Source organism: Thermohalobacter berrensis (assembly GCF_003609645.1).
Taxonomy (GTDB): Bacteria; Bacillota; Clostridia; order Tissierellales; family Thermohalobacteraceae; genus Thermohalobacter; species Thermohalobacter berrensis.
Genome location: NZ_MCIB01000037.1, coordinates 82,350 through 97,287 on the forward strand (window position 1 = coordinate 82,350; position 14,938 = coordinate 97,287).

At 31.0% G+C, this 14,938-nt stretch carries 12 protein-coding genes and 1 riboswitch; of the genes, 11 read left to right on the forward strand and 1 reads right to left on the reverse strand.

What is annotated here, in order from left to right; translation table 11 throughout:
- Window positions 1–113 precede the first annotated feature (113 nt).
- Entirely contained in the window at window positions 114–2,006 is a 1,893-nt protein-coding gene (gene cooS / locus BET03_RS11750; protein ID WP_120170492.1) for an anaerobic carbon-monoxide dehydrogenase catalytic subunit, read from the forward strand.
- A 16-nt stretch (window positions 2,007–2,022) separates the two neighbouring features.
- Here the strand turns inward: cooS and BET03_RS11755 are convergent, their stop codons facing one another.
- Entirely contained in the window at window positions 2,023–3,000 is a 978-nt protein-coding gene (locus BET03_RS11755) for an HD-GYP domain-containing protein (RefSeq protein WP_120170493.1), read from the reverse strand.
- 239 nt (window positions 3,001–3,239) lie between these two features.
- Between BET03_RS11755 and BET03_RS11760 the strand changes: the two genes are divergently transcribed.
- The 10 genes from BET03_RS11760 (at window position 3,240) to carB (ending at window position 14,907) form a co-directional block, all read left to right on the forward strand.
- Window positions 3,240–4,073 (forward strand): 5'-methylthioadenosine/S-adenosylhomocysteine nucleosidase family protein, encoded by an 834-nt coding sequence (locus BET03_RS11760; protein WP_120170494.1) that lies wholly within the window; start codon window positions 3,240–3,242, stop codon window positions 4,071–4,073.
- Window positions 4,039–5,049: an SPL family radical SAM protein gene (locus BET03_RS11765; protein WP_120170495.1), complete on the forward strand. Its 1,011-nt coding sequence runs from the start codon at window positions 4,039–4,041 to the stop codon at window positions 5,047–5,049. Before BET03_RS11760 ends, BET03_RS11765 begins: the two co-directional genes overlap by 35 nt.
- 26 nt (window positions 5,050–5,075) lie before the next feature.
- Window positions 5,076–5,453: a hypothetical protein gene (locus BET03_RS11770; protein ID WP_120170496.1), complete on the forward strand. Its 378-nt coding sequence runs from the start codon at window positions 5,076–5,078 to the stop codon at window positions 5,451–5,453.
- A 95-nt stretch (window positions 5,454–5,548) separates the two neighbouring features.
- On the forward strand, window positions 5,549–6,322 hold the full coding sequence (locus BET03_RS11775) for a L,D-transpeptidase (protein WP_120170497.1): 774 nt from the start codon (window positions 5,549–5,551) through the stop codon (window positions 6,320–6,322).
- A 50-nt stretch (window positions 6,323–6,372) separates the two neighbouring features.
- A riboswitch (FMN riboswitch) is annotated at window positions 6,373–6,492 on the forward strand.
- 215 nt (window positions 6,493–6,707) lie between these two features.
- Window positions 6,708–7,808: a bifunctional diaminohydroxyphosphoribosylaminopyrimidine deaminase/5-amino-6-(5-phosphoribosylamino)uracil reductase RibD gene (ribD, locus tag BET03_RS11780; RefSeq protein ID WP_120170498.1), complete on the forward strand. Its 1,101-nt coding sequence runs from the start codon at window positions 6,708–6,710 to the stop codon at window positions 7,806–7,808.
- 3 nt (window positions 7,809–7,811) lie between these two features.
- On the forward strand, window positions 7,812–8,462 hold the full coding sequence (locus BET03_RS11785; RefSeq protein WP_120170499.1) for a riboflavin synthase: 651 nt from the start codon (window positions 7,812–7,814) through the stop codon (window positions 8,460–8,462).
- A gap of 81 nt (window positions 8,463–8,543) precedes the next feature.
- Entirely contained in the window at window positions 8,544–9,755 is a 1,212-nt protein-coding gene (locus BET03_RS11790) for a bifunctional 3,4-dihydroxy-2-butanone-4-phosphate synthase/GTP cyclohydrolase II (protein ID WP_120170500.1), read from the forward strand.
- A gap of 2 nt (window positions 9,756–9,757) precedes the next feature.
- Window positions 9,758–10,219 (forward strand): 6,7-dimethyl-8-ribityllumazine synthase, encoded by a 462-nt coding sequence (gene ribH, locus BET03_RS11795; protein WP_120170501.1) that lies wholly within the window; start codon window positions 9,758–9,760, stop codon window positions 10,217–10,219.
- A 396-nt stretch (window positions 10,220–10,615) separates the two neighbouring features.
- Window positions 10,616–11,659, forward strand: a complete 1,044-nt coding sequence (locus BET03_RS11805) for a carbamoyl phosphate synthase small subunit (protein WP_120170503.1) — start codon at window positions 10,616–10,618, stop codon at window positions 11,657–11,659.
- A 35-nt stretch (window positions 11,660–11,694) separates the two neighbouring features.
- A complete protein-coding gene (gene carB, locus BET03_RS11810) occupies window positions 11,695–14,907 on the forward strand; it encodes a carbamoyl-phosphate synthase large subunit (protein ID WP_120170504.1) in 3,213 nt (1,070 codons plus the stop codon).
- Window positions 14,908–14,938: the final 31 nt, after the last annotated feature.

The window sequence follows — 14,938 nt, forward strand, 5'->3', positions numbered from 1 at the left end:
TAATTTGTTTTAGTTTGGTCTATATTTTTTTAATAAAAAGTATACTAAAAAAGTATATATTTTTTTAAAGGAAAGTATACAAAATAAGTATAGATTAAGAGGAGGAATATACGATGAAGATTTGTAAATCAGCTGACACTAGACTAGAAAATTTTATAAAATCTAAAGAAAATGTTGAGACATCATTTAACAGAGTAGAAAAACAAAGAAATAAATGTGGCTTTGGTATGCAGGGAGTATGCTGTAGATTATGTGCTAATGGACCTTGTAGAATTACTCCTAAATCACCAAGAGGAGTTTGTGGGGCCACAGCAGATACAATTGTTGCAAGAAACTTTTTGAGGTCAGTAGCAGCAGGTTCTGCTTGTTATCTTCATATAGTAGAAACTACAGCGAAAAACTTAAAATCAGTTGGAGAGAAAAGAGAAAAAATAAAAGGTATTGATACATTAAACCAGCTGGCTAAATTATTTGGAATAGAAGCAGAAGATATATATGATAAGGCAGTTAAAGTTGCAGATATGGTACTTAATGATTTATATAAGCCTAGAGATGAAAAGATGACATTAGTTGAGAAAGTGGCATATAAACCTAGATTTGAAAGGTGGAAAGAGCTTAATATACTTCCAGGTGGCGCTAAATCAGAAGTATTTGATGCATTAGTAAAGACTTCTACTAACCTTAATAGTGATCCAGTTGATATGTTAATGCACTGTTTAAATATAGGAATTTCAACAGGTCTTTATGGACTTACTTTAACAAACTTGTTAAATGATATAATGCTAGGTGAACCAGTAATTAGGAAGGATTCTGTAGGGTTTAAGGTAGTAGATGAAGGTTATATTAACATAATGGTTACAGGACATCAACACTCAATAATATCACACCTTCAGGAAAGATTAATTGATGAAGATGTTAAGAAAAGAGCTGAGAGTGTAGGAGCAAAGGGTTTTAAAATTGTAGGATGCACTTGTGTAGGTCAAGATTTACAACTTAGAGGTGAACACTACCAAGAAGTATTCTCAGGTCATGCAGGAAATAACTTCACAAGTGAAAGTTTACTGTCAACAGGAGCAATAGATTTACTACTATCTGAATTTAATTGTACTATTCCAGGATTAGAAATAGTTGCAGATAAATATATGGTTGACATGGTATGTTTAGATGATGTTGCAAAGAAAGTAAATGCAGAATATAAGAAATTTTCAATGGATAAAAAAGAAGAAATTTCAGAATATATCATTAATAAAGCATTAGAAAGCTATAAAAATAGAAGGGATAAGGTAGAAGTAGATATTCCAAAGGATCATGGAAATGATGAAACGATAACAGGTGTAAGTGAGAAATCATTAAAATCATTCTTAGGTGGTAGCTGGAAACCTTTAATTGATTTAATTGCAGAAGGAAAAATTAAAGGGGTTGCAGGAGTTGTAGGTTGTTCTAATCTTACAGCTAAAGGACACGATGTATTTACAGTAGAACTAACAAAGGAATTAATTAAAAGAGACATAATAGTGTTATCTGCTGGATGCTCAAGTGGTGGATTAGAAAATGTAGGACTTATGACGCCTGAAGCTGCTAAGTATGCAGGAGAGAACCTAAGGGCAGTATGCCAAAAACTAGGTATTCCACCTGTTCTAAACTTTGGGCCATGTCTTGCTATAGGAAGACTTGAAATAGTAGCAGCAGAATTGGCTGAAGCTTTAAATATAGATATACCACAATTACCACTTGTTCTTTCAGCTCCACAATGGTTAGAAGAACAGGCATTAGCAGATGGTGCTTTTGGATTAGCTTTAGGTTTACCACTACATTTAGCAATACCTCCATTTATTACAGGTAGTAAGGTTGTAACAGAAGTGCTAACGGAAAAATTAACAGATATAACGGGTGGTAAATTAATACTTGAAGATAATGTTAAAAAAGCGGCAGATAAGCTAGAAGAAATAGTCATTGAGAGAAGAAAGGATTTAGGACTTGAAGCTAATGAAGAGAAAACAGCTTAAGCTGTTTTCTCTTCATTTATATAGTTACTTTTTCAATAAATAAAGACAAGTTTTCTAGCAAATTATAAAATATACCATCAGCTTTTATTATAGGTCTTAATGGATAAGCCTTGTTTTGCATTGCAACTATTCCCTCATTACCATTACTTAATTTTACTGGCAACCCTACAGGATATATGTATAATGACTTTCTAAAGGCTTTAAAAACATCAGGGTCAAACTTAAAATTTACTAGGGCTTGGACTTTTTCAAAGCATTCATGGGGAAGTAACTTGGCTTCTCTTAAAAGGTTTTCGTAATAATTACATAAACTTATTATTTTGGTTAGCTCATGCTGATTGTCTTTTGAAAGATGGAAGGGACCCTTTTCATCTAAAGTTTCATTGTGATACCTTACAGTAGTATATACTAAAACAGAGCTATGTTTGTTCTTAAGAAAACTGTATCCTACCTCTTCATAGCTTTTTTTCTTTAAAGCATTATTTCTACTTTTTTTCTTTAAAATTTTTCCTATTTCGTGTAACAAGGCAGCCCTTGCCACAGCCTCTACTTTATCTTGGGTAAGTCCCATTGTTAAAGCAGTTCTTACAGATAATAGACATACATTTAGAGAGTGATGAAGAATATCATTTTTATCCATAGTTTCATTTATAGGAATACTTATAGGTTCATTTTTAATTTCTGGTAAAATGTTGTTTCTTATAAATCTTGCAAATTCTATATCATTATATTGATTATTGGCTATATTATCATAAACTTCCTGTAATTTAGCTGCTATTTCTGCCCTCTTATTTTCAGGTAATGTTTCTTTTAATTCAATATCAGTATTTTCATCTTGTATGTATACCGCATTAAATCCACTGCTTTTTAATCTTTTTATTAATCTTTCTGATAGTATAGTATTTCCATTTACTAATTTTCTACCGTCTTTAGTTTTTAAAGGGTATGATAATCTTTTGTTTATTGCAGACTCATCAAGTTTCGTTAATTGCAAATAAATCTCCTCCAGTGGAAAATATTTATTTCTGACATATTATTGAACAGGTAAAAAGAATATAATGCTTTAAGCCTATTCCTATGTTTAAGTTGTAGTGTTTTAGACCTAAAAAACCCTTAGTAATATAATAGTGTATATAATTAATTTTGTACAGTAATATATTGGAATCTTTATTTTGTATTAAGTAGCTAAAAGATATAAAATAAAAAGAGAAAAATAAGGTAAGGTGAAGAAAAATGATTTATATAACTACTGCTATGTATTGTGAAGCTAAGCCTTTTATAAAATATTTAAATTTAAAAAGAGATAATAGTATTAAAAAATTTCAGGTATTCAAAAACGAACAGTTTGTTTTAATTATAAGTGGCACAGGTGTAATTTCCTCATCAATTGCTACTACCTATTTACTTACTGAGTTTAATTCAAAGCCTTCTGATACTTTTATTAATATCGGTATTTGTGGTGGGAAAAATAAAGGTTTAGATAAAGGAGAAGTAGTTTTATGTAATAAGATTATTCATCATGATACTAAGAGAACCTATTATTCAGATATTATATTTAAACATCCATTTAGAGAAGGAAGTCTAGAGACTTTTTCTAATGTAGTTAATAAAGATATGTTTTCAACAATAAAAGGTGATATAGTAGATATGGAAGGGGCAGGGACCTTTAAAGCGGCATCTATATTTTTACCACCTCATAGAATATATTGCATAAAAATAGTATCAGATTTTTTAGATTCTGAGAGTCTAACTAAAGAAGAAATATCAAAATTACTAGAGAATAAAGTTCCTTTGATTAGTAAATGGATAAAAGAAATAGAAGATGCTTATTCTTTATCATATAAAATTTTCACAGATGAAGAAGAAAAAGTCCTTGAAATAGTTACTAAGAATTTAAAACTTACAATAACAATGGAATATAAATTAAGAGAATTAGCAAAATACTATAAAATTCATTCAAAAGATTTAATTGAAGTAATTAAGCCCTTTTTAAATATTACTTCAAAAACAAAAAAAGAGGGGAAGGATTACTTTGAAAGACTTAAGAAAAGACTTAGTCCTTTCTAAGTTTTCACATATATATATTGAAAGGGATGCTAAAAACCATCCAAATACAAGAAAAATTATATCTAAATTTAAAGATGCTACCTGTATAGAGATTGACCATTATAAAGAGGTTTTTTGTAGGGGAAATCAAAGCATAATATTACAAAAAGAGAGCCCTAAACTTATTTTGGCTACTAAAAAAGATAACTTTATATATAAGGGTTCAGAAATGTGTGAAGACTTTGGAAATCTACATTTTTATTACACATCAACAATAATGAATTGTTTTTACAACTGTGAGTATTGTTATCTTCAAGGGATGTATCCTTCTGCTAATATCGTTATTTTTGTTAATATTGAAGATATTTTTAGAAAAGTAGAAGAATTATTAAAAAGTCATTCTATTTATCTTTGTATTTCCTATGAGACAGACCTTTTAGCCTTTGAAGGTATTACTTCATTTGTGTCAAAGTGGATAGATTTTGCTAGAAAGAATGATAATCTAAAGATAGAACTTAGAACAAAAAGTGGAAACTTTAAGGCTATTGAAAATATAAAACCTTTAGATAATTTCATACTTGCATGGACATTATCTCATGATGAGATTATTAAGAAATATGAAATAGGGACTCCTTCTTTGGAAACAAGGCTTAAAAGTATAAACAATGCTATAAAAAAGGGCTGGAAGATAAGAATTTGTTTTGACCCTATACTTTATATTAAAGATTGGAAAAAGTATTATGGAAATTGTATAGAAGAAACCTTTAAAAGTATAAAATTAAAAAATATTTATGATGTAAGTATTGGAGTTTTTAGGATATCAAAGGATTACCTTAAAAGAGTCCAAAAGATAAGGCCACATTCAAAAATATTAGCTTATCCCTTTGAGTGTCAAAGTGGTATTTGTAGTTATCCAAAGAGATATACAAAGGAAATGATAGAATATGTATATAATGAGGTTTCTAAGTATATTCCAGAAGAAAAGATTTATGTATAAGTGGGGTGTTTTAAATAAAAAATTACATGGGAGATTTTTATAAATATAGGTCAGACTTATCATTTGATGAGAAATTACAAGGTGAATTATTAAAAGAAATTGCTACAACATTAGGTAGATATGGAAACAAGATTGAAAATGCAGTAAAAGAACAAAGGAATATATTAGAAGAAATAAAAGAAGTAATTTATATAAATGAGAAATATCAAATACAAAATAGAGATATAAATGCTTTAAATAATCGATTAAAAGAAAAAGTAATATATCTTATTGGAAAGTATAACGAAAGTTGGAAAACTGCAACAAAGTTTCAATACTACTTGAATATACAGAAAGAAGCTTTAAAGTTTAGAGGGTTTGATTCTGATCCCTATGGAATTTTACCTAAATTGAGGATTATATAAAATATTAGGATAAAATTTTAATGGGATTGATTTATCTTTTATTTTATGTTAACATAAGATTGTTTTAAGTTAACCAACTAGAAAGGTGATAGCTAGTGGAAAAATATAAACTAGTAACTATTGTTTTAATTCTTATAGGTATAATTTTTACCCCAATAATTAGTGAAGCATCAGAAATTATGTCATTGTATGAAATAGAAAAAGAAGATACCCTTTACAAGATATCAAATGAGTATGATGTAGAGTTAAACAAGCTTATTAAAGCTAATAATTTACCTAATCCAAATTTAGTTTACCCAGGACAGAAAGTAACGATTCCTCATAAAACCTTAGGGTTAGAAAAAATAGAATATATAGTAAAACAAGGGGATACCTTGTATAAAATTTCACAGAAATTTAATATAAATATTGCAGAAATTAAAAGACTAAACAATGTGGAAAGTCATATAATCTATCCAGGTGAAATCCTTATCATCACTCCAGATAGTAAATTTATAAATATTGATGTTGATATTAGTGAACAGACTGTGAGGGTTTATTTTGAAGATATTCTTGTTAAAGAGATGATTACCTCTTCAGGAATGATAGGTTATGATACTCCCTTAGGAAATTTTGAAATTCAGAACAGGGGAGAATGGTTTTACAGTTACAAGTATCAAGAAGGGGCAAAATACTGGGTATCTTTCCTTTATTGGGGTAAGTATTTATTCCACACAGTTCCTATGGATAAAGATAAAAATATAATCCCAGAAGAAGCAGAAAAACTAGGTAGAAGAGCTTCCCATGGATGCTTAAGATTAAAGGTTGAAGATGCTAAGTGGATTTATGATAATATTCCAATTAAAGCTAAGGTATATATTCATAAGTAGTTGACAAAAAAATTATATAGTGTTATATTAGATAAAGACAACTGAATAGATTTAGCCTTCAGGGCAGGGTGAAATTCCCGACCGGCGGTAAAGCCCGCGAGCTGCTTTAGTCAGCTGATCTGGTGAAATTCCAGAGCCGACAGTTAAAGTCTGGATGGGAGAAGGTTAAGAGGATTTTTGTAAACTTATATCTGTATAAAAATGTGTATTAATATAGAAAAAAGCCCTGAAGGTTAGCCTTCAGGGCTTTTTATTTTCTAAAAAAGTATATTTAAACGAATTACTGCAACAAAGGTAAATAGTGCATTTAAGGTCCCTCTAGCGGAAGGGAGCTTTGCCCACTTTTTTATTTAGATAATTAACCAATTATTTAGGTGGTGATTAAATGGATATAGAATACATGAAAAGGGCAATAGAATTATCTAAACAAGGTATAGGATATACTAACCCTAATCCTTTAGTAGGGGCAGTAATTTTAAAGAATAATAGGATCATAGGAGAAGGTTATCATGAATATTATGGTGGCCCCCATGCAGAGATAAATGCTTTTAGTAATGTAAAAGAGGATGTAGAAGGAGCTACAATGTATGTAACATTAGAACCTTGTTCACATTATGGCAAAACACCACCATGTGCTAAAGCTATAGTTGAAAAGGGGATTAAAAAAGTAGTAATTGGCATGAAGGATCCTAATCCCCTTGTGGCAGGGAAAGGAATAAAGATATTAGAAAACAATGGAATAGAAGTAGTAGCAGGTGTATTAGAAGATGAAATAAAAAAATTAAATGAAATATTTATAAAATATATAACCACTAATAAACCATTTTGCATAATGAAAACTGCCATGACTTTAGATGGTAAGATTGCAGCAAAAACAGGAGATTCAAAGTGGATAAGTAATGAAAAATCTAGAAGATACGTCCATAAATTAAGACACAGGGTTACAGGAATTATGGTAGGAATAGGTACCGTTTTAACAGATGACCCTAGGTTAACTACTAGATTAGAAAATCAAAGGGGTTCTAACCCTATAAGAATAGTCGTAGATAGTAGTGGAAGAATTCCAATAGATGCAAAAGTATTAAATATTGATGATGATACAAAGACGATAATTGCAACAACAAAAAGGATTAATGAAAATAAGGTTAAAGCACTTGAAGAAAAAGGAGCAGAGGTGTTAATAACACCAATTAAGAATAATAGAGTTGATCTAAAGTATCTAATAGGTGAACTTGGAAGAAGGAAAATAGATAGCATTCTTCTTGAAGGAGGAAGTACACTAAACTATGCAGCATTAAATGAGGGAATTGTAGATAAGGTTGTTTCATTTATTGCTCCTAAGATAGTCGGTGGACAAGATGCTAAAACCCCTGTGGGAGGAGAAGGAAAAGACTTTATAAAAAATTCTTTTAAGCTGAAAGATATAAATGTTAAAAGGTTTGAGGAAGATATTATGATAGAAGGTTATATAAGAAAGGAAGAATAATCTATGTTCACAGGATTAGTTGAAGAAATAGGTATAGTTAAATCTATTAATAATGGTGTGAAATCAGCTAGTATTAGAATTAAAGCTGAAAAAATATTAAATGGGGTAAAGCTAGGAGATAGTATTAGTACTAATGGTGTATGTCTTACTGTAACAGATTTTGATAATGATAGCTTTACTGTAGATGTTATGCCTGAAACAATGAGAAAAAGTAATCTAAAACATCTTAGGATTGGAAGTAGAGTAAACCTAGAAAGGGCACTTAAGGTTGAAGATAGATTAGGTGGACATATAGTTACAGGACATATTGATGGTGTAGGTATAATTAAGGATTTTGAAAGGGAAGATAATGCAGTTTGGATATCTATAAAGCCTCCTAGGGAGTTACTAAGATATATAGTTAACAAGGGATCTATTGCAATAGATGGTATAAGTTTAACTGTAGCATATGTAGACGATGAAATTTTTAAAGTTTCTTTAATTCCCCTTACTAGGGATGAGACTACACTTATTAATAAAAGAGTTGGAGATGAAGTAAATCTTGAGTGTGATATTGTAGGTAAATATATTGAAAGACTTATGAGCTTTGATAAAAAGGAAGAAAATAAAAAGGATATTGATATAAACTTTCTAAGGGAAAATGGATTCATGTAATAGCAAGGAACAGTACTGTAAGAAGAGAATTATTATCTCTTCTTAGTAGAATTAGCTTAATAAAGATAAGGAGTGATTTAAATGGGTCAATTCAATACTATAGAAGAGGCTATTGAAGACATTAAAAGGGGAAAAATGGTTGTAGTTGTAGATGATGAAGACAGAGAAAATGAAGGAGATCTAGTTATGGCAGCAGAGAAAGTAACTCCAGAGGCTATAAACTTTATGGCTAAGTATGGAAGAGGTCTTATATGTGCCCCAATGACTAAAGAAAGATTAGATGAGTTAGAGATTGAACAAATGGTAAAGGTAAATTCTGACCCTAAGGAAACAGCCTTTACCGTATCTGTAGATTCAGTGGAAACTACTACTGGTATCTCTGCCCATGAAAGGGCATTAACTATAAAGAAATTGATTGATCCTAAAGCTACACCTAAGGACTTTACTAGACCTGGTCATATATTCCCACTGGTTGCTAAAAAGGGAGGTGTGTTAAAAAGGGCAGGCCATACAGAAGCAGCTATAGATTTAGCTAAACTTGCAGGTCTTTATCCAGCTGGTGTAATATGTGAAATTATGAATGAAGATGGTACTATGGCTAGGGTACCTCAGCTTATGGAATATGTTAAGGCACATAATCTAAAGATAATAACAATAGCAGATTTAATTGCCTACAAAAGAAAGAGAGAGAAGTTAGTTGAACGAGTATCAGAGGCAAACATGCCTACAAAATATGGAGATTTTAAAATTATCGGTTATATAAATAAACTTAATGGAGAACATCACGTTGCTTTAGTAAAAGGTGATGTGTCTAATGGAGAGCCTGTCCTTGTAAGAGTACACTCTGAATGTTTAACTGGTGATGCATTTGGTTCCCTTAGATGTGACTGTGGAGACCAACTTGCTGATGCTATGAGAAAAATAAGTAATGAAGGAAGAGGAGTACTTTTATATATGCGCCAAGAGGGAAGAGGCATAGGTCTTATCAATAAAATAAAAGCATATGCTCTACAGGATAAGGGAATGGATACAGTTGAGGCTAATTTAGCATTAGGCTTTCCTGAAGATATGAGAGATTATGGTATAGGAGCCCAAATATTATCAGATCTAGGTATAAAGAAAGTAAAGTTAATGACTAACAATCCAAAAAAATTATCTGGGATATCAGGCTATGGTATAGAAATAGTAGAGAGGGTTCCTATCCAAGTAGGATGCAATGATAAAAATAAGGGTTATTTAGAAACTAAAAAAGTAAAAATGGGACATATGATTAATTTAAAGGAGGAGGAATAATTATGAAAAAGTATGAAGGCAAATTAATTGCACAGGGATTAAAGGTTGGTATTATAGTTGGAAGGTTTAATGAATTTATTACTGGTAAACTATTAGATGGTGCTCTAGATGCTTTAAATAGACATGGAGCAGAAAAGGAAAATATAGAGGTTGTATGGGTTCCAGGGGCTTTTGAAATTCCACTTGCAGCAAAAAAGATGGCTGAATCCCAAAAATATGATGCTGTAATTTGCTTAGGGGCAGTAATAAGAGGAGCTACCCCTCACTTTGATTATGTAGCAAATGAAGTTTCGAAGGGAATAGCTAAAGTATCTTTAGATACTGAATTACCAGTAGTATTTGGAGTTTTAACGACAGATACTATAGAACAAGCTATAGAAAGGGCTGGAACTAAAGCGGGTAATAAAGGATTTGAGGCTGCTGTTACGGCTATTGAAATGGCTAATTTATTAAAGCAGCTTTAATAAATAGAAGGAAAGTTTTTGAAATTGGAAAATTCATGTTGACAAAATATTAATTATTGTGTATAATTTTAAAGAAATAGGACAACATAAATATACGTATTTTGGTATAAACATTCATAACACTAATACGTCTAACTTTAAATTGGTCCCGTGAGGCCAAAAAGGGAGATGGTTTTTGTGAAGGGGTTTACTACACAATTTTTTTGTATAAATGTTAATAATGCTAAAAATATATATTTAAATATTAAGAATATCCTAGTTTTTGAAATAATTAATCTAGAAAATATTATTTATATGATTCAGAAATATAAAAGGATAGTAAAAGAGATTGCTAGCCAATCTCTTTACTATCCTTTTTTTATAATATACAGGGAATTATAAAAAGGAGGACTTAATGTGAAGGCCTATTTAATTTTAGAAAATGGAGTGATATTTAAAGGAAATGCCTTTGGAGACATCAAGGAAAGTATAGGGGAAGTAGTTTTTAATACGGGTATGACTGGATATCAAGAAGTACTAACAGACCCATCATATTATGGTCAAATAGTTACAATGACTTATCCCCTTATAGGAAACTATGGAATTAACCTTGAAGATATGGAGTCTAATACTCCTAAAGTTAAAGGATTTATCGTTAGGGAAAATGCTGACCATCCAAATAATTTTAGGTATGAGATGAAACTTAATGACTACTTAAAACAACATGGAATTGTAGGATTACAGGGAATAGACACAAGGGCATTGACTAAAATACTTAGAAAACATGGAACAATGAAGGGAGTTATTTCACTAAGACAATTAACAAAAAGTGAAATGAAACAAAAATTTACCTCTTTTAATAACCGAGAAGCAGTTAAAAGTGTTACGACAAAAAAAATATACAACTTAGAGGGTACAGGCAAACATATTGCAGTATTAGATTTTGGAATAAAGAAAAATATAATACGTCTATTCCAAAAAAGAGATTGTAAATTAACAGTGTTTCCAGCATATACAACTGCAGAAGAAATTTTAAAAATTAATCCTGATTTAATATTTTTATCTAATGGTCCAGGGGATCCAATGGATTTACCAGAGGTAATTGAAACAGTAAAAGAGCTAGCGGGTAAAAAACCTATAGCAGGGATATGTTTAGGACATCAACTACTTGCATTAGCCTTTGGGGGTAGTACTAAAAAGCTAAAATTTGGACATAGGGGATGCAATCATCCAGTTAAAGATATAGAAAGTAATAAGGTTTATATTACATCTCAAAATCATGGATATGTAGTAGATAGAGTGCCAGAGGATATGAAAATAACACATATTAGTTTAAATGATAATACTATTGAAGGTATGAAGCATAAAAGTTTACCTATATTCAGTATACAATTCCATCCAGAAGCTTCACCAGGGCCAAAGGATGCAGAATACATTTTTGATGAATTTCTAATGCTGTAAATTATAATTTACTACTGATAATAAGGAGGATTTCTATGCCTAAAAATAACAATATAAAAAAAGTATTAGTAATAGGTTCGGGACCTATAGTTATAGGACAAGCAGCCGAATTTGACTATTCAGGTTCTCAAGCCTGTAGAGCATTAAAGGAAGAGGGAGTAGAAGTAGTACTTATAAACAGTAATCCAGCAACTATTATGACAGATAAAGAGATTGCTGACAAAGTATATATTGAGCCGTTAACATTAGAATTTGCAGAAAAAGTCATAAAAAAGGAAAGACCTGATAGTATATTACCAGGGATGGGAGGTCAAACAGGATTAAATTTAGCTGTAGAGCTTTACGATAATGGGGTTTTAGACAAATATAATGTGAAAGTTATTGGGACACCAATAGAATCTATAAAAAAGGGAGAAGATAGAGAAACCTTTAGGGAACTTATGAAAGAGATTAATCAACCAGTTGTTGAAAGTGAAATTGTAACAGATGTAGATTCTGGGTTAAAATTTGCAGAAAGAATAGGATATCCGGTAGTTGTAAGACCGGCTTATACCTTAGGAGGTGCAGGAGGTGGAATTGCAGAAGACAAAGACGAACTGATAGAAATACTAAATCAAGGATTACAATTAAGTCGTGTAGGACAAGTCTTACTAGAAAAGAGTATAAAGGGATGGAAAGAAATAGAATATGAAGTAATTAGAGATAGTGATGGTAATTGTATTACTGTATGTAATATGGAAAATATTGACCCTGTAGGTATTCATACTGGTGATAGTATAGTTGTAGCACCAAGTCAAACTCTCTCAGATAAAGAATATCAGATGCTTAGAAGGGCTTCTATAGATATAATAGATGCCATAGGAGTAGAAGGTGGTTGTAATATACAATTTGCCCTTAATCCAGAGAGTTTTGAATATGTAGTAATAGAAGTTAACCCTAGGGTAAGTCGTTCATCTGCTTTAGCCTCAAAGGCAACTGGATATCCAATTGCCAAAGTAGCAGCTAAAATAGCTTTAGGATATAGGTTAGATGAAATTAAAAATGAGGTTACCCAAAAGACTTATGCATGTTTTGAACCTTCACTAGACTATGTAGTAGTAAAGATTCCTAAATGGCCCTTTGATAAGTTCCATTTTGCAAAAAGATTTTTAGGCACAAAGATGATGGCTACAGGAGAGGTCATGGCAATCGGAAATAATTTTGAATCTGCATTTCTAAAGGCAATCCGTTCATTAGAAATAGGAAAATATTCTTTGTTACATGAGCCTTCTACAAAAAGAGATTTAAGAGAATTAAGGGAAAGAGTTAAAATGCCAGATGATGAGAGGATATTTGATTTAGCTGAAATGCTAAGAAGAAACTATTCTATAGAGAAGGTATCGGAAATAACAGGTATAGATAAATTTTATATAAATAAAATAAAGTGGATTGTAGAACAAGAAGAAAAACTTAGAAGGTCAAAAGTTGAAGACCTTACTAAAGAATGGCTTTATTTACTAAAGAAGAAAGGATTTTCTGATAAAGGATTGGGGAATTTATTAAATGTAAGTCCAAAATATATATATGAAATGAGGAAAATGTGGAATATTAATCCAGTTTATAAAATGGTGGATACATGTGCTGGGGAGTTTGAGGCTGTAACACCATACTATTATTCCACTTATGATGAGTATGATGAGGTGGAAGTTACAGAAAACAAAAAAGTTATGGTAATAGGTTCTGGTCCTATAAGGATAGGACAAGGTATAGAATTTGATTATTGTTCTGTACACTGTGTGCAGGCATTAAAAAAACTAGGTGTTGAAACAATAATAGTAAATAATAATCCTGAAACAGTAAGTACTGATTTTGATATTTCTGATAAACTGTATTTTGAACCATTAACTGAAGAGGATGTTCTAAATATAATTGAGAAGGAAAAACCTGATGGAGTTATACTACAATTTGGGGGACAAACAGCAATTAAATTAGCGAAATTTTTAAGAAAAATGAATATATCTATCCTTGGTACAAAGCCTGAACAGATAGATGAGGCAGAAGATAGAGAAAAATTTGATAAAATCTTAGAAAAAATAAATATTCCTAGACCTAAAGGTAAAGGGGTTTTTAGTATAGAAGAGGGCTTAAAAGAAGCAAAGAAATTAGGCTACCCAGTATTAGTAAGACCATCCTATGTTCTTGGTGGATTTGGAATGGAGATAACCTATAATGAGAAAGAATTAAAACAATATCTTGAAGGTACTTTTAAAAGAGATAAAAAGAATCCTGTCTTAATTGACAGATACCTTGTAGGAAGGGAGATAGAGGTTGATGCTCTTTGTGATGGAGAAGATGTGTTAATACCTGGAATTATGGAGCATCTAGAAAGGGCTGGAGTTCACTCTGGGGATAGTATTACAATCTATCCTTCTAAAAAGATTTCAGATGAAACAAAAGAAAAAGTACTAGAATATACTAAAAAGATTGCAAAGGAATTGAAAGTAATTGGAATGGTTAATATACAGTTTATAGAATTTGAAAACAAACTATATGTTATCGAAGTTAATCCACGTTCAAGCCGTACAGTACCATATATAAGTAAGGTAACTGGGGTCCCAATAGTAGAACTTGCAACAAGACTTATGATGGGTGAAAAGTTAAAGGGTCTCCAATATGGAGTAGGGCTTTACAAGGAACCAGAATTGATCTCAGTAAAAGTTCCTGTTTTTTCAACAGAAAAGCTTCCAGGGGTTGAAGTAAGTCTAGGCCCTGAAATGAAATCAACAGGAGAAGTTTTAGGAATAGGGAAAAACTTCCATGAAGCATTGTACAAAGGATTAATAGGTTCAGGGAAAAAACTAAGGAAAGATAATGGAGTAATATTAGCTACAATAAAAGATTATGATAAAAAAGAATTTATGTCTATAGCAAGTGAATTTAGTAGACTAGGATATAAATTTATTGCAACTAAAGGGACAGCAGAATTGTTAAAAAATATTAATATAGATGTATCAGAAGTTAAAAAAATTAGAGAAGGAGTTCCTAATATACTAGATGTTATACGTAGTGGGATGGTTGATTTTGTAATAAATACTCCTACTAAAGGTAATGATTCTAAAAGAGATGGATTTAAAATAAGAAGAGCAGCAATAGAGTCATCAGTAGATATAATAACCTCCCTCGATACAGTTAAAGCATTATTAAATATTATGAAGTTAAATATTAATAAGGATAATCTTGAAATTTTTAATATAAAAGAATATAGATAAAGGGGCGCCCGCTTTTTAAGTGGGCGCCTTT

Coding starts and splice junctions, on each gene's coding strand:
- cooS (WP_120170492.1), top strand. CDS start 114: ATGAAGATTTGTAAATCAGCTGACACTAGACTAGAAAATTTTATAAAA.
- ribH (WP_120170501.1), top strand. CDS start 9,758: ATGAAAAAGTATGAAGGCAAATTAATTGCACAGGGATTAAAGGTTGGT.
- carB (WP_120170504.1), top strand. CDS start 11,695: ATGCCTAAAAATAACAATATAAAAAAAGTATTAGTAATAGGTTCGGGA.
- BET03_RS11760 (WP_120170494.1), top strand. CDS start 3,240: ATGATTTATATAACTACTGCTATGTATTGTGAAGCTAAGCCTTTTATA.
- BET03_RS11785 (WP_120170499.1), top strand. CDS start 7,812: ATGTTCACAGGATTAGTTGAAGAAATAGGTATAGTTAAATCTATTAAT.
- BET03_RS11770 (WP_120170496.1), top strand. CDS start 5,076: ATGGGAGATTTTTATAAATATAGGTCAGACTTATCATTTGATGAGAAA.
- BET03_RS11790 (WP_120170500.1), top strand. CDS start 8,544: ATGGGTCAATTCAATACTATAGAAGAGGCTATTGAAGACATTAAAAGG.
- ribD (WP_120170498.1), top strand. CDS start 6,708: ATGGATATAGAATACATGAAAAGGGCAATAGAATTATCTAAACAAGGT.